This is a genomic window from Psychromonas arctica DSM 14288, assembly GCF_000482725.1.
Taxonomy (GTDB): domain Bacteria; phylum Pseudomonadota; class Gammaproteobacteria; order Enterobacterales; family Psychromonadaceae; genus Psychromonas; species Psychromonas arctica.
Map to the genome: position 1 here is coordinate 1 of NZ_KI519482.1, position 16,205 is coordinate 16,205.

Below are 16,205 nucleotides of genomic sequence, written 5' to 3' on the forward strand. Positions count from 1 at the left end.
TGGTAATAAGGGGTATCAGCAAGCGATACTTGAGATTGTCGAGATTGAGTCATAATAAACTACCTCCGAGCATGTAAAACTGCATCACTGAAAGATAGGTTGATTATGAATATTGGTCAAAGCTTATGGCCATTGGTTTTCACATTGGTTTTCACTTGTTTGTTCCGCGTCATAGTTTATGGCTATTTACTAATTTACTAGTTTCCTTCCTAATTTATCTACACTAATTTCATGTGTCGAAATGAGATCCTCTGACAATGTAAACCATTTTTAAAAGATATGGAGATGCCATTATTTTGCTTCATCGAATGTTAATAATTAGAAAACTACAATTATCTTCATTCTTAATTCGCTTGGTGAATTAATTAAAATGTCTCGTAAAAATAAATTAAATCATGGTAAATAGCTTTATTTTAGTGGTATGTCACGTTTATTTTAAAGTTCACGTCTTGTTGTCAGAGGTTTGAGTGATATTATATTTTTGTTTTAAAAGATAATTCACGGTGCGAAATAATAGAAATTTTGAAGGTCCCATTATAGGAAGGTAATAGATATGAAAAAAAATATAATTGCTATAGCGCTAACAGGTGCATTAGCTTTATCGATGTCTCCAGTTGTATTCGCCAAGCAAGAGGTTGCTGTACAAGCCCAAGTTTCTCCTGCTGATTTTATGACGAAGCGGCAGGTTGTTGATCAGTTGTTAGGAGAAGCTTTAAAAGTCTTTGAATCTCCTGCCCGTATCTCACATGCTGGCTTCACCGCGAAAATGCCGAGTAATATGGCAACTATTACTGAACGATTATTATCTGCTTATGCACTAGAACCATATAGAACTGATCTGCTGATTTCTGCTGCTAATGCACAGGTCTACAATAAAAATATAGATTATGCTATAGAGCTCTTTGAGCAAGCCCTTTCTGTTGCACCAGATGATGTGGATTTGAATTCTTATCTTGCGGTATGGCAAAAATTCAAGGGTAATGAAGCTGTTTCACAAAAATATATGGCTAGAATAGCAGAGTTAGATTCCGGTCAAGAAGCGGATCTTAAGCGTATATTTAAAACAATAGACCGTGTAGTAGAGACCCCATTAAAAGATAAACCAGGGAAACCACTCGCAGGAAATACCGCTATTGTTACTCTAGGTTATGCATTGAATCCCGACGGTTCAATGGATGAGATATTAATTAAGCGTTTACAAACAACACTTGAAATGGCAAAAAAACAGCCTGAATCTCTTATCGTTCTTACTGGTGGTGTACCAAAAAATCATAAAACCGAAGGCAAGCTTATGGCTGACTGGTTGATTAATAAAGGTGTTGATAAAAGTAGAATCATTGAAGAAAACTATGCGACAAGTACCGTTGATAACGCGTTACTTAGTAGTTATGCTCTTGCTCGACATAACATTGACCATGCAACAATTATTAGCTCAGCTAGTCATGTAAGGCGTGGACAATCTTTATTTGAAATTGCTAGTTGGCAAACGGGCCCTAAAGGGATTACTTTTGATACTGTAGCTTTCCCTGATAAGCCCCTTTCTAATCTAAAAGTTCCTAGCGATAAAGAACTTTTAGGCATTTACCGAGATGCTTTACGCACCTATGGTATGTGGAGCTACCGTTCTAAACCACTACTTGCACGATAGTGGAAATGGAAAAAATCAGGAAAGATAACAAAGTACTGGGCACCCATTACTTTGACTGATGATTGTTCACAAACTGCCTTTTAAAGGTGCATACTTTGCACTTGGAGGTAGTTTGTTATGACCCAATCTTGCGAATCAATCGTTCCCCTGTTACAGAATGACCATACCGAAAACACTCAAGGCTAAAAATTTAATTAGATAATTTGAAAAGTATATTATCAGGATTGAGATCGCTAAAGTTAATTTAAGACAATGTTAATAGTTAATTGAATTATTGTTTTCCTGTAAAGGTTAAATATAATGACTCACCTAATCAATTCAAATTGAAGCGAATAATATGATACCCATGGGAAGTGTTGTTACTGCGTGTATGCTCGCAGGTTTAATTGTGGCCGTACCGCCAATGGCAAAAGGTTGTCCTCGACCTATTCGCCTTAGTGTTGGTGTTATTTTACTCGCCGCGGGGTTGTGGAATATCTTTTGGTACGCGAGCCAACACTTTAGAGAGTTTTGGGGGCTGGCAGCCTTTTGTTCCGGTGTATTAATGGTACTGACTTCAATCTACATTATTAAATCAAGCTGGCTACCATTGTTTTTGCGTCGTGCAAAACCTGTTGTGTTATTAATGTTATTAGGCTTTGCTGCACTCTATGCAATAACAATATACCGGCTGTAAGCTATTGTTTTTAAATTAGTTAAATCTAGGGTGAAAACAATGAATCTCTGGGACAAAGTCCTGCGTTTTGCATCAAAAATACAAAGTGCTGTTATATGAACGCCATAATATTAATTCGCGAACGATTAAACCGAATTTCAATATGGCTACATCAACTTCCCATTTTTCTGAATTAATCACCGTCGTTAGCAAGCCTTTAGGTCGAGAGCTATTTATGCGAGAGCTAAGCTCTGTACTGGGATGTGGCATATAAACGGTGCGTCTAAGAAGGCTGTTATTTATTCAGATGAAGAAACGATATGGGCTATTTTTTAGTGATGTTGCTTGGGCTTATTGTGTTGAGTTATTGTTATAGATTGTTGGTTTGGGTTATCGGTATCCGTTGTTGATATTCGTTGTTGGTATTCGTTATTGGTATAATGCAGTTCAATACATATAAAAAAGTGGATGTCCTATTTTTATCGTTGTTGGCATATTCTTCTGAACACATGTTGTGGGTATTTTGTACATGGTACCGTCCATATTTCTAGACTCTTTGCCTTGGTAAGATACACTGCGTTTAATTCGTGAAAACATACATTAATGAGATGTTATTAAATAGGTAGACTCAATGAGCTCAGCGTTAAAAGAACAGCAAGATATAATTTTACAATACTTAGATACCACCCATTATATCGATACTAATGCGCCAACAGCGCAAGATAAACAAGAAGCAAAGTATAAAATCGGTAAAGCCTGTAACAAGGTAAGAGAAATTCTCTGTAGTGATGAAGTTTTTCTTGATTGGGTTTGGGCAAACGTTATCGATGAATGTCCAATTGATATTGAAGAGGTGACGCCTAATACGCTGAACGCTTGGCGCATGCTGCCTAAATTCGGCACTTTAGAGCAATGTGAAATCGTGGGGTTCACACATATTGCTAAGTTATTACTTGAAAAAAATGCAACCATGAAAGCAGAAGTATTAACGATTATTGAGAATAATGATCCGGATACTGCGAAGAAATTGATCAAAGCGGTATTGAAACCCGTCGTTGACTTCACGCCTATTGTTGCTAATAAAAAGGATCTGGCTGAGACCGTTGCTAAAGCTGATAAGTTATCAAAAGAAGCACTGGTTGCCTTAGTAAAAGCCATGCATCAAAAAATGATTAAGTAGCTGCTAGGTAAACAATTTCAAGTAAATAATTGCTTGGCAAACATTTACTTGATAAATAAGCCACACTAAGTTGCAGATACACATTTTTAATCTTAACCATCTCAATGCGTGAAGCATTAAACTTCACTCAGTGTGTCTGCAATTTTCTCCGCCTTGAACTTTCCTCATTGATGAATTGGAGCAGATAGTTCAACGGTGTTAGTCTTTTTCCTTTCTCAGAATATCTGGGTTCTTCTACCTAAGAAAAAGGGAAGTCGCGGATAGGTGAAATCCCCGTATTAAATAATCAGCAATGACTGTAGGAGCCCATCTCAAAAAGCAGCCTCAAACAAGCTTAGCTCTAAACTCTAAGTCCTAAACCCTAAATCCTAAACTCATGCATTGGTATTAATACAAAAGACTACTTGGGTAAGTTATCTAATGCATTCGCCATTGTAATCAATCGACTGAGAATTTTTTCACCTTCAACCCCAATACCATTGTGTTCATATTCATTCGTGATCCAAACGTTAGACATCGGAATGTTGGCCAAAGTCTCGCGTGTATAATCAAACTCAACAAACATATCATCCGCATACGCTACACATGCTAGTGGTACTTTGTTTTGGCTTAATACATTCGTGTCGTACAACTTACTCCAATCGTATTTTTCCGCTAACAAGTTTGCAGCTTCAGATAATGGCTTTAAGGTTGCTAACTGCTCAAACATCCACGGGTAAACCATCTCTCCAGTAAACATAAAGGCCTTACCAGTTTGATAATTAAACTGTGGATATTGTTCACGTACACGATGTGCAGACCAATTTGAAGCAGTGCCTTGGCAATAAATAGATTCATGTAAAATGGCATACAGGGGGTTAGTGAGATAGCCTTGCTCTTGCTGCATCTGATTCAAGAAATTGTAACTCAGTTGTTTGCATCCATTAACGGTTATAAATGCACTTTCTAGTTGATAATAAAGAGCTAAATTTGCATTACAGCGACCCAAATTAATGCCGATTAATTGAAGTTGTTCAACGGTAAATGGCTGCCCGTTAGGTAAAAATACCTCATTATTTGATAGATATTCTGCGATATCACAGCACATCTGTTGTGCCGCTGGAAACTGTGCAAAGAACGCATTATTTTTATCTGTTGTACGCTTATAGGTCGCCTGATAAACATCATCAGCAGGTCGAGTAGTCGACGGGATCCCTCCTGTTACATAGCAACGTGATAGGCTTTGTGGGAATAATGACAGGTAAGTTAATATACAAAAACCACCAAAGCTCTGCCCGAAGGTTGCCCATTGTATGATATTTAATTTAACGCGAATCGCTTCAGCATCACGCACAATACTATCTGCTCTAAAGTGTGCCAGATACGCCGCTTGTTCAGTTGCAGAGAGGTGCGCTAAGGTGTCTTGGCTGATTTCTGTGCTTTGACCTGTACCACGTTGGTCTAAGAGCAATACACGATACTCTTGTAGTAAACGCTTTAACCATCCAGATTCACCGCTTACACGTGGTGATTGGAAACCTGGACCACCTTGAAAGAATACCAACCAGGGTAAGTCATGTTTATCTTTTGTTACATCTACCAATTCACGCGCAAAAACAGCAATTTTCTGTCCATTAGGGTTGTTATGATCGAGCGGTAATTTAAAGTGGTGTTGACGATATAAGGTTGTTCCATCAATAAAACTTGTTTGCAAAGTACGATCCTTTTTATGAATTTTTTATTCACGGTGCCTAACAATAGCCATTTGCTATTAATACATGTATCAACACCCGCCATCAATCTTTCGCTAGCCATGATACTTCAAGATCAAAAAGTCGCAAACAGTCGTTATTTGCTTTTGATGTGAATTTAAGCCAGATGGTAGATGCAAAATTTAACAATGATAGATGTTATTTGCTGGCCTTACTTACCTTACGGTCTTCGGGAAAACCTTCAGTTTAAGTGGTCTAGCTTATACTTTAAAAAGCATCTTGAAATAACATGGAAAAGTTACCTTGAGTAAGGTTGTTTGCTTTACATTTTTATTATACTTTACAGATCAAATGGGTAGTAAATAATTAGTCGTCATTGACATTAGGAGGCGTAAGTTAAATGTTAAATTTAGAGAACCTAGGCGTGTTGAATTATGCGACCTATTTTGTGGGGACGTTATTTATTGTGCTATTACCTGGCCCTAATTCACTTTATGTTCTGGCACTTTCTGCTCGACAAGGAGCACGCCTAGGTTGGTCTGCATTATTGGGCATTTTAGTTGGTGACTCATTACTGATGCTAGCAACCGCACTTGGTGCTGTATCTATTCTGGTGACTTATCCGGCTTTATTTATGGTCATTAAATACGCCGGAGCAGCTTACCTTATCTATATCGGCTATAACTTAATTAAAGATGCCATTACAACGTGGCGCAAAGTCGATACCAGTGATTTACAAAGTTCAATCACTGAGAAGCGGACTACGGGAGCAAAAGCGTTTAAAAAGTCGTTATTAGTGAGTTTATTAAACCCTAAAGCTATTTTGTTTTTCCTATCATTCTTTGCACAGTTTGTTGACCCTAGCTACCCACAACCCGCAATCCCATTTTTGATATTAGCGCTGACTCTGCAAACATTGAGCCTCACTTATTTAGTGATTTTAGTTTATGCAGGTCAAAAATTGGCAGAAGGGTTTAGAAAACGTCAAAAAGTAAGTTCAATTTCTGCTGGTGGTGTTGGTGTTGGTTTTGTTGGCTTTGCAATTAAGTTGGCATTAGCGAGTGCGAGTTAGTTATATAAAGTTAATTTGAGCTTATTAATTTGGAATAGACAATTGTGAGGTTATTGATTCTTTAATTTTTCAATATGTTAGCTAGCTTGAATTTTGCTAGTTTGTGAATTAGTTATTTATGGCTGCTTCCCCTTGATATAAATCTTTAAATGAAGTCTGTTAATGAATGTTGAGTTACATTAACAGACTTTTAATATTGCATTAATAGGCGTAATTACAAGCCATTAGTATCATTACTTGAATGCAAGGTATAGTTACTGAAGTTACTTAGCATAATTAATTACAATAGCTACTTAGCGTAATACTTATTAATTAACAAAGAAGATGCAGTATTTGATTGCTCTACAATGTTACTGGTTGTTATTTTTTTACTTTCATTAGTATTTATTAATGATCTCGTTGATCGCATAGAAATCGACGATAGTTGAGCAGTTGGTGCTTGCTGTAAACTATTTTCATCATTAGATTCAAACTCTTCTTCAAACTCTTCTTCAAACTCTTCTTCATCATCTGTTTCTTCAGGCGCGGTGTTTGACCATTCATTAACTGTTGTAACTGTTTTTGTGCCATCTTCAAATACTTCAACTTCGAAAACATGCCACCAACGTTTAGCTTCGCCTGCAGGTGGAACAAAAAGAGTTCTTTGCTCATCAAGAATAAGTTCTACTCGTGTTTCTGATGGCTTAATTGCTGTTTCGTTTGAGAAATTATAAATAGCATATTTATATATCCCGGGTAAGCTGTATTGAGGTACGGTAATTATTTCTGGTCCGTAACTATCGGTATCATCTACATCGAGATAAATATTTGATCCATTCACTACTACTGTTTGATTATAATAAGCAATATGAAAACGACTATTTTCATCGCTTGGACCGAAGAAATGACTATCTAGATCATCAGGGTTTAAACCCCATTTAAGCTCTATTTTAGAGGTCGCGTTATCTAGTATTAAACACTCATCGATCGTGGTATTTTGATCCTCAGTGTTAATCGTCAGTGTTCTACTTTGTTGACCTGTATTTGCAGATACAAATACTTGGCTATCCATTTTTGCTGGAATTGAAAAGTAACCATCGGCATCTGAATAAGCAGATGAACGACCATTATAATCTTGCCCTTCGGTGCTAATACGTGCACTACTTATAGCTTCACCTTCCGTGTCAACAACACAACCTCCAATCATAATTGTTTCGTATACTCTATCGGCATTCCAAGTTGTAAAGTGTGATACGGTACCAACATAATAATAAACTGAGTCCATGTCCGTTAATGTCGCTACTCCTTCCTCTACCCAGATCCCATTAATATTATCGTAATAATACAAAGGCATTGTTTCCGGAAGTGGCGAGCCTGAAGCTGGAATGCGTACTTCCGCTGTTTTTCCGTCTGCTAATCTTACTGCTTCACCTGAATCATCGGTGAAGGTTGCTGTGATTGCGCCAAATGATTCAATTGGCACTTCTGCTGAAGGATCTGTTGCACTGGCTGTGACCATTTCACCTGGCATTAAATCGATATCATTGGTTGGGTCTATAATAAATAGTTCGGATGTAATATTGCCGGTAACAGTCTCACCATTAGCATTAACAAAACTGTCTGCCTCGATCTTCACTAAAGTATTACCATCCACTTGAAGTTCACTGCTTTCAGAAGCTGAAAATACTACTTGAGCATGTATTGGGGGTAAATATAGATTGTTTTCTAAATCAATTTCTGTGCTAGCCACTCTTTTTGATACTTCCGTATAACCCTCTGCATCGGAAGAAAGGATGGCATTATCAAAGATTAAGGTATCTAAAAATTGTAGCTCGAATGAGCCATCATCATTACTCATTGTGCTATCAACTACGACTCCGTTAATAGAAAGTTGTACTGATTTTTGAGCGATAGCTGCATTCGTATAGTAATCTTTTAAATTACCGGTCACGGATGATTTTCCCTCTTCCTGCTGCACTATCTCTTGATTATTAGATGTATCATTACAGGCAACTAAAGTACTAGATAGTGCCAACAACATAGCGACTTTTGAGTATTTAAACTTCATGTATTTTAAATTCCTTTTTTAATTTATTGTTGTATTTTAATGAAGGTACTATTTTTTGATTTGGCATTATATTGTAAATTAAATGTATTTAATATATTGAGGGTCATGTTTTTGTCATGCTTTTTGATTCTAAGTGCATTATTTAGAAAGAAAAAAAATTATTGTATAAATACTTTTTTTTGACTGTAATGTGTCGTATGTTTTTACATATAAAAATATAAGTAAAGAATATGTAAAATTAGTGAATGTAATTATTGCTGTTAGCTTTATATTAAGTGATGCAATGCCAACGCTATATTTTCAGTTTAAAATAAACTTCTGGTAACAAAAAAGGTATAACTTCAATTTTCTAGCTGTGATCCAGCAAAGATCAATATTGAGGTGTGATATTATTTGGTTTGATTTAATCATTTATCTCAGACCGCAAAAACTAATATCATATGGGGAACAAATATGGATGTCATTGCACCTTCAAGTTGGAATTCTGAGGTTAAAAAACATTGTAAAAAACATCCTTATTTAACCTTAATTCTCATTACCTCTATTATCTTTATTACCTTGATGATATTGAATTCGGTCTACTCGGATCAGCAAGTATTTATTAAGTATGCCTTAATAGGCGGAACTGCTGGTTTTTTAGCGACGGCAATAGGTACTTTACCTGCTTTGTTTATCAAAGAGATCCCAAGAAAACTATCAGACGCTATGTTAGGTTTTGCAGCGGGGATGATGTTAGCTGCTGCTGCTTTTTCATTATTATTACCGGGTATTGAAGCAGCCATTGATATTTCTGGAAGTGCTTTCTTGGGAGGAATGATTGTGCTGTTTGGCATGATCATGGGTGTTGCTTTGATGATTGGTTTAGATGAATTTGTACCTCATGAACATATGGATTCAGGTCCATGTGGTGCAGGACATGAAGCCTATAGTCGAGCATGGCTTTTTGTCTTTGCGATTGCATTACATAATTTTCCTGAAGGCATGGCGATTGGTGTTGGTTATGCGCAAGGTGATTTATCGGTTGGTATCCCATTAACGACCGCTATTGCTTTACAAGATATTCCAGAAGGTTTAGCGGTGGCGGTGACACTTCGTGCAACGGGATTTCAACCGGGATTTTCGGTATTAATTGCAGCAGCAACCGGGTTACTTGAGCCACTGGGTGCATTACTGGGAGTGAGTCTGGCTGGCGGTTATCTTGTTGCTTATCCGATCGGTTTAGGTTTAGCCGGTGCAGCGATGTTATTTGTAGTGTCTCATGAAGTGATCCCTGAAACCCATAGTAATGGTAATAAGACGGTAGCCACCATTGGTTTGATGATTGGCTTTGCTCTGATGATGTTATTGGATACGACTCTAGGATAAATACTAACGGTGCTTATTGACGGTTTATAACTAATAAGGCTTTGTATTCGTTTTACACTTTATAGGAAACCAGACCATTGGTGATCCAAGTGTAGTTGTAGTGGTACAAGTGACTATCTATGCGGGCTAGCGAGCAGGTTAGGGGATCACAGAGCAGGAAAGATGATGAATACTGACTGAATGGTTGTGCTAAAAAGCGTTCTTAATACTATTCAGAACGCTTTTAGTTTAAACAAAAAATAACGCTGTAATTATAAGCTTTCAGTGAAAGTACGCGTTAATACATCTTGTTGTTGTTCTGGTGTTAATGAGTTAAAACGTACTGCATATCCTGATACTCGAATGGTTAATTGCGGGTATTTTTCAGGGTGTTTAACTGCATCTTCTAATGTTTCACGACGTAGCACATTTACATTTAAGTGCTGTCCGCCTTCCTGTGCAGCAGGTGCTTGAACAGGGATTTCTTTATATTCAATATCACCCAACTCAGCTAAAGAAATCACTTGATCTTCAGCGTATGCATTGTCCTTTACACATAAACAACGTGCTTGAGCGTTTTTTTGATCTAATAACCAGAAAGAATTTAATAATGCTGCGTTATCTGATTTAGTAATCTGGATGCCTAAAGCCATGATATTTCCTTAATATTGGTTGAAATACTTAATGTTAATTAAAACGATTAATAGTTATCTTATTTCGTAATAAAATTACGATACTGTATATAAACTATATTTAATATAACGTTTTAATGAATCTACGTCAGATTATATGACTGGATTAGATTGATGTAAATCAATATTCACTTAATTTTTGTATGGTTTAATTGTGTTAAAATTGATCGATATCAAGGTGATTTTATAACTTGCTGTTTTTAATGAGATCTTAAATGAAATATTATTGGTGTTTCTTTTCAATCTTAATTGTTAAATAAATGTGATTTAAAAGTTAATATTTAACAATTACTTATGTGTTATTGTGTATTGAAAGTCTTAAAGGGAGGATGCCATGTGCTGGCAAATGTTTATAAAGCAAGAGCAACAAAAAGCGTATTTTAAGAAACTGCAACAATTTATCGATAATGAAGCTGCATTGGGTAAAAGTATCTACCCAGCAGAAAAAGATCGTTTTAATGCTTTTTCATTAACTGATTTAAAAAATACGAAAGTGGTTATTTTAGGTCAAGATCCTTACCACGGAGAAGGGCAAGCTCATGGCTTAAGTTTTTCTGTGCCCAAAGGTATTAAATTACCTCCTTCCTTACGCAATATATATAAAGAATTAGCTGATGATTTATCGTGGTCCACTGTGCCTGAAAATGGTGATTTGACTAACTGGGCGAAACAAGGTGTATTATTGATTAATGCCGTTTTAACCGTTGAAAAGAGTAACGCGGGCAGCCATGCAAAACAAGGTTGGGAACAATTTACGAATAATGTAATTCAATATATTAATGACAATAAAGAAGGGGTTGTATTTCTATTGTGGGGCAGTTATGCAATTAAAAAATCGACTTTGATAGATTCAAATAAACATCATATTTTAAGTGCCGTACATCCTTCTCCATTATCCGCTTATCGAGGATTTTTTGGCTGCCAGCACTTTTCTAAAGCGAATAATTTATTGATTGCGCAAAATAAAACACCGATAGATTGGAAAGTGGAATAATCATGGGAACTTATAGATATTAAGTGGTTTCTTGATTTACTACAGGTATTTAAATTGTCACTTTGATTATAATTTGACCTTGTTATGAGTGATTAAATACCATCCATATGTTGTTCTATTACATTCGAGGCTTAACAAATGATTGCAAAAATTCAACAAGATCACCGCAATATGATGCAGTTATTGCAGGTTCTAGAGGCTAAAGTCAATTTGTTAAAAGAAGACAAAGAAATTGACTATCGACTTATTAAATCCATTATCAGTTATCTGAAAAATTATGCGGACAAGTACCATCATCCGATGGAAGATCTTATTTATGCTTACTATTTAAAATATCGCGTAGTAAAAGACCAAGTTGCTAATCGTTTAGCTGATGATCATCAATATTTAAAAGTGCTGACATGTGAGTTAGATGATATGTTAGATATGATTTTGTTAGATGCAATTATTCCTAAAGCGCTTTTCACTGAAAAGTTGGCTCAATTCGTCAGTAATCAAAAGTCGCATTTGAATTATGAAGAGCAAGATATTCTACCTGCTATCAAAAAAAGTTTAACGACCGATGATTGGATCCACCTCAGTTTAGAATGGAAGCACAAAGAATATGTTGATCCACTATTCGGGGCTAATATTAGCGATGAGTTTAAATCCTTAGCGACACGTATTAACTTGGCTTAACTTAGAGGGACCATTCTTTTAAGGCTAATTCTTTTAAACCGCTATCTGTAACACTACAATCTTAAGCTAATGGCTAAACATAGATATAAATGTTAGCTTAGATTTAAATGGTAAGTGCTTAGATAACGGTTTTTTACCTCAATTTTATATTTTTCCAATTTCCATCTTAGATGCGCATAATAAAGCTTTTCTTCTGATATAAAACTGGCACTATGCGCTCCCGTTACAAGTGGTTAAAGGGCAGTCAATAATTGCCTAATTGCCTAATAGCTTCATGGAAAAGGTGATTTATCGCCCCATTTAATGGGGTAAATGCCCTACAACTTATATATTCGTTACTTTTTAGTTAATTTATTATCCATTCATATTTATATTAAGGCCACTACTTTGCTAGCAGCAAAAAAGATTAGAGAAATCGGCGGAAATAAAATAATTGATGAATCTTTATTTGCATTGATTGCAAAAGATATTCATCAACAAGGTTACAGTATTAGGCCAACAGCTTTGCCTGAACACTTAACTGAAACCCTATTTATGCATCAACAAGCAATGGAAGCCGATAAGTTTAAAAATGCTGGTATTGGTAGGGGTAAAGAATATTTGAAAAATGAGTTTGTTAGAACCGATGCCATTAGTTGGATAACGGGTGAAAGCCAAGCTGGAAAGGAATGGCTTGAATGGACGGCTAGCTTTCAACGTTATTTAAATCGACGTTTATTCTTAGGATTATTTTCATTCGAAAGTCATTTTGCTCATTACGGCCCTGGCGATTATTACAAACGTCATTACGATGCTTTTAAAGGTGAATCGAATCGTATATTGTCGCTAGTGGTTTATTTTAATAGTCATTGGTTACCAACGGATGGTGGTGAATTAGTATTATATAAAAATGATCATGATAGAGAAGGCATTAAGGTTGTGCCATTAATGGGCACTGTAGTGGCTTTTTTGAGTGAAGAGTTTCCACATGAAGTATTAGCAGCAAACCGAGATCGTTATTCTATTGCAGGATGGTTTAGGGTTAATACATCCGTCACTGATCGCGTTGACCCACCACGCTAACGTTTATTATTCAACGACGTACTGATAACGCTACTTATTCTTAATATTTAACAGCTTAAGTGAGTTAAGGTGTTGTTTTATTTGTTCTCATTTTTGTCTGAATAATATATTTATCTCACTAACTTTGACTCATTGAGGCAGTGAGATAAATAAAGAACATGAACAAAACATAACCTTAAAATGGCGCATAATTATCGATTGCTGATGTTGGTTGTGTCCAACGTTGCTGTGCATCAATCTGCGTCGATTTAATGTCTTGCGGTGGCAATTGTCCTTGATTACCAAACAACCAAAATACAAAGTTAGTACGTTGGCCACTGGTGATCGGTTGCGCAGCATGTATCACGTTACCACGATGCAGCATTGCGCTACCTGGTTTAAAAGTAAGTCCTTTCATTTTTCCTGTACCCGAGTTTAAAAAATCAACTGTTGAACCGGTAAATTCCTCACCGGGCAAGTTTAAATTGATATTCAAGGTGACTGCCGATGCATCCGTGTGTGGGCGGATTGAATTGTCTGTATTTGCTTGGTAATGAATTGAAAAAGCAAATGATTGCGTATCGTACCCCATGACTTCTGGGAAAACGAGACGAGCGATAGGGCGCATATAAGCATTAATTAATTCTTTGTAAAAAGCTTGGAAGCTGGCGCTGCAAGGTATCCCTCAGAACGACTATCTAACATTGCTCCTCGACGATTAAGTACGATTCCGTAGGGTGGGCGCAATGGGATTTTTGCATTCCAAGCACCTTCTAAGTAATCACGTAAAACTGATAAACGCTCTGGATTGAAAAACTGTAACTGGTAAACACCTGGTCCCACTTCTTCTAACAAATCATGGATTGCTAACTCTTTTGTTGGATCTTGCCATGCTTCCATTATCGCTTTGTGTAAACGTTTATCCAGTAATGAACTGTCCAGAGGAGACGTATTAGCTTGCACGTTATTATCCCACTCTTGCCATGCATTACTCAGTAAGTCGATATTGTTGTTCCAAAATTGTTGTACCGATGGACTACGGTAAAGCATTGCCTCTCGCGAAGGGAGCGTTAAGGCTTGTGCTTGTTGTAATTGATTAAGTGCCATTGTGTTATTTACTCCAAATATATTACTAAATAATCGCACTTACCTTGGCGAAAAATGCATTCTATTACACCTGTTTTACTAAATAAACGGCACTAATAAGGAAACAGAATCAAGTTTTTGTAGATAATCAATAACGGTTAATTATTCATTCGTCATCTCAGGTTTTATAATGTAAATAACATTGCTTGCTATAATGGCACTACCGGCGCTAATGGCATTATTAACGTTAATAATCAAACGGGAAAAATACTTAAGAGAGCGGTGGCACTTATCATTACTCAAATAATGTCACGGCTGATCATACTTCTAGTAACTCTGTTGTTTTAAATTGGTATAAAAAATAAACAAATCATTGATAATTTACTTATTTATTCATCTACTGCTTGTCATTGCTGGCTTTTCGATAAAAGCCCCTCTACAATTCGCGCCAATTTCTGTCCTTATTGATCGGCTTTGTTAGCTATTACCAAGGCTTTCACGATTTGAGCAACGATCAACAATCATAAGTAGATAATTCATGACCAATATATCGACCCTATCTAAAAAACGCATTCGCCATGCAAAAGGCCCTTTTGCTATGACCGTTGTTTATGGCTTTACCGGTGCCTCTATATTGGCATCAATCATCTTTTCCTTATTATTGTTTTTATCAATTGATAATGGATTGTGGATGCAGTTTTTATTTGGCTTATTGGCAGTCATCTTTGAACTAGGAAAGTTTTTTGCTTGGTATGAGTTTGGGGAACGTTTAGCAAGGCATAATATTAGTGGCGCATTTTCAGCGTTTATTTTTTACAGTATTTTAGCCATTATTTCCGTTGGTGGCAGTATCGGTGGTATTAATAGTGCAACCAACACCGCACAGAGCCATCTTGATCTACAAAATAATAAAAAAGCTGCATTTGATTTTCAAATCGCCGCCATTGATAAACAGATTGCACTTAATAATGTTGCCGCAGAAAAGTATATAGAATTGAATCGTATTGTTACGGGTGTCGCACGTCTTCAAAAAGAGAACACTGAATTACGTCAACAACAGTTAGCGCTTGCGATTGAACGCGATAAACAACCTGTTGCAAGTCAAGGTTCGGTATTAGGGTTAATCGGCAGTGTAGCGACAGCATTGAATATAGAAACTAAGACGGCACAATTATCATTGGTCATTTTTCTGTCGGTATTATTAGATTTATTTGCAGCTTTCTTTGTGGGATTAATTGGCGAAGAGTTACGTTTTACTCGCACCTTAAAATTACAGCAAGTTGAGCAAGATAAGCACTCGTCACCTGCTCCCCATTTACTTGATAATGGTCCTAACCAGAAAGCGAGCAACTTGTCCCGCAGTGAAGAGTTATTACAACAAGCCATTCCATTATTAAGTTCTGGTAGTATCCGCTGTTCTAAAAAGGCATTATCCGACAAGCTAACATTGAATGTTGAAGATACGGATCAAGTGTTTAGTGTTCTATTAGCAAAGGGATTGATTAGACAAAAACCGAATCGTCATTTCATTTGGCAAGGTGAAGGTGAGCAAAATAATAATAAACCAAGCGTATCTGACAAACTGTCATCGATGCTTGAGCAGGCAGCCTAATCGATAGCGTGGTTTTAAATAAAAGCCGGTGAGGCTTGCTCAATGATGCATAAAGTTAGGTTGATCCTTGGCTCGAATACTTTCTTTGCTGGTGGTAAGCAATACCACTAGTGAATTTGAGTGGTATTTTGCATGACTAAAAGGCCTGCGTACTCTAAGACTAATGAGATGGTTTGGTTTGTTTTGTTTATGTTTAAAAGAAAACTTCCTTTCTGCGCCTAAACGAATTAATGCAATCGCAGCGTTCTTCTTTAAGTCTTTTTCTGCATCATTATGTCAAGTCATCCCTTCGCTGCCAACGTGATGTAATACCAATCTAAGTAATTATCTAGTCATTTGTGCTTGTTAAAATGAATCCTAGCTGCGTTGTTTATTTTGTAATGAGAATACTCTTTTTGCAAAATGTTTAACGCGGAAATAGTTCCTTTTAACCAGTAAGACTGTTCGGTTAGTTATCGGAGTTGG

At 36.6% G+C, this 16,205-nt stretch carries 12 protein-coding genes and 1 pseudogene; 9 read left to right on the forward strand and 4 right to left on the reverse strand.

Annotation, left to right across the window (positions count from 1 at the left end):
* Positions 1-553: 553 nt before the first annotated feature.
* The 3 genes from H592_RS0117605 (at position 554) to H592_RS0117615 (ending at position 3,483) form a co-directional block, all read left to right on the forward strand.
* Positions 554-1,648, forward strand: a complete 1,095-nt coding sequence (locus H592_RS0117605) for a YdcF family protein (RefSeq protein ID WP_028869930.1) — start codon at positions 554-556, stop codon at positions 1,646-1,648.
* A gap of 337 nt (positions 1,649-1,985) precedes the next feature.
* Positions 1,986-2,324, forward strand: coding sequence for a hypothetical protein (locus H592_RS0117610; protein ID WP_028869931.1), 339 nt, complete (start codon positions 1,986-1,988; stop codon positions 2,322-2,324).
* Between the two features lie 610 nt (positions 2,325-2,934).
* Complete coding sequence (locus tag H592_RS0117615; RefSeq protein WP_028869932.1) at positions 2,935-3,483, forward strand: hypothetical protein; 549 nt, start codon at positions 2,935-2,937, stop codon at positions 3,481-3,483.
* Between the two features lie 400 nt (positions 3,484-3,883).
* On the opposite strand, the gene H592_RS0117620 is transcribed toward H592_RS0117615, so the two are convergent.
* A complete protein-coding gene (locus H592_RS0117620; RefSeq protein ID WP_028869933.1) occupies positions 3,884-5,176 on the reverse strand; it encodes an alpha/beta fold hydrolase in 1,293 nt (430 codons plus the stop codon).
* A gap of 398 nt (positions 5,177-5,574) precedes the next feature.
* Here H592_RS0117620 and leuE point away from each other — a divergent pair, with 398 nt between their 5' ends.
* On the forward strand, positions 5,575-6,246 hold the full coding sequence (gene leuE / locus H592_RS0117625) for a leucine efflux protein LeuE (RefSeq protein WP_028869934.1): 672 nt from the start codon (positions 5,575-5,577) through the stop codon (positions 6,244-6,246).
* Positions 6,247-6,535: 289 nt separating this feature from the next.
* On the opposite strand, the gene H592_RS0117630 is transcribed toward leuE, so the two are convergent.
* On the reverse strand, positions 6,536-8,293 hold the full coding sequence (locus tag H592_RS0117630) for a carboxypeptidase regulatory-like domain-containing protein (RefSeq protein ID WP_028869935.1): 1,758 nt from the start codon (positions 8,291-8,293) through the stop codon (positions 6,536-6,538).
* A gap of 453 nt (positions 8,294-8,746) precedes the next feature.
* On the opposite strand from H592_RS0117630, the gene H592_RS0117635 reads away from it, so the two are divergent.
* A complete protein-coding gene (locus tag H592_RS0117635) occupies positions 8,747-9,658 on the forward strand; it encodes a ZIP family metal transporter (RefSeq protein ID WP_028869936.1) in 912 nt (303 codons plus the stop codon).
* 251 nt (positions 9,659-9,909) lie between these two features.
* Here the strand turns inward: H592_RS0117635 and grcA are convergent, their stop codons facing one another.
* Positions 9,910-10,290, reverse strand: coding sequence for an autonomous glycyl radical cofactor GrcA (gene grcA, locus H592_RS0117640; RefSeq protein WP_028869937.1), 381 nt, complete (start codon positions 10,288-10,290; stop codon positions 9,910-9,912).
* A 373-nt stretch (positions 10,291-10,663) separates the two neighbouring features.
* Between grcA and ung the strand changes: the two genes are divergently transcribed.
* From ung to H592_RS0117655, 3 genes are all read left to right on the forward strand, one after another.
* Positions 10,664-11,323 carry a uracil-DNA glycosylase gene (gene ung, locus H592_RS0117645; protein WP_028869938.1) on the forward strand — a complete coding sequence of 220 codons (660 nt, stop codon included), beginning with the start codon at positions 10,664-10,666 and terminating at the stop codon, positions 11,321-11,323.
* 138 nt (positions 11,324-11,461) lie between these two features.
* The gene (locus H592_RS0117650; protein WP_028869939.1) at positions 11,462-12,001 is read left to right on the forward strand and encodes a hemerythrin domain-containing protein; all 540 of its coding nucleotides are present in this window, start codon (positions 11,462-11,464) and stop codon (positions 11,999-12,001) included.
* A 312-nt stretch (positions 12,002-12,313) separates the two neighbouring features.
* The gene (locus H592_RS0117655; protein ID WP_084296324.1) at positions 12,314-13,063 is read left to right on the forward strand and encodes a 2OG-Fe(II) oxygenase; all 750 of its coding nucleotides are present in this window, start codon (positions 12,314-12,316) and stop codon (positions 13,061-13,063) included.
* Between the two features lie 175 nt (positions 13,064-13,238).
* Here the strand turns inward: H592_RS0117655 and H592_RS22725 are convergent.
* Positions 13,239-14,149 (reverse strand): annotated as a pseudogene (locus H592_RS22725) (2OG-Fe(II) oxygenase family protein).
* 517 nt (positions 14,150-14,666) lie between these two features.
* Here H592_RS22725 and H592_RS22730 point away from each other — a divergent pair.
* Positions 14,667-15,740 (forward strand): hypothetical protein, encoded by a 1,074-nt coding sequence (locus tag H592_RS22730; RefSeq protein ID WP_051369245.1) that lies wholly within the window; start codon positions 14,667-14,669, stop codon positions 15,738-15,740.
* Positions 15,741-16,205: the final 465 nt, after the last annotated feature.